The 287-nt window shown below is 69.0% G+C and carries 1 protein-coding gene; it reads right to left on the bottom strand.

The window, feature by feature from the left end; translation table 11 throughout:
• Positions 1-287 (bottom strand): alpha/beta fold hydrolase (locus tag SB658_RS23210; protein ID WP_410602626.1); only part of this gene is annotated, 287 nt, incomplete at both ends.

The raw sequence follows: 287 nt of genomic DNA, 5'->3' as shown, positions 1-287 counted from the left end.
CGCGACGGCGGCAGAAGCCACGATGGACCCGAACGAGTGCCCCAGGATCACGGACCCCGGCGCCACCTCGCGCGCGAAGGCTCCGAGCCATTCCGCGTAGGCGTCCAGGTCGTGTGTCTGCCCCGTGAACGACGGCGTCTCGCCGAACCCGGGAAGATCGGGCATGATCCAACGCATGCCCTGCAGATGGCCGACGATCGGCTCGAGGCCGTGATGGTCGCCGCGGAAGCCGTGCACCGCGACGATCGTCGTCTCGGCATCCGGTGAGCCGTACTCCCAGTACACCG

It is taken from the genome of Bacillus sp. SIMBA_008, assembly GCF_046535495.1.
Classification (GTDB): domain Bacteria; phylum Bacillota; class Bacilli; order Bacillales; family Bacillaceae; genus Bacillus; species Bacillus subtilis.
This window is presented reverse-complemented; position numbering and strand designations above follow the sequence as displayed.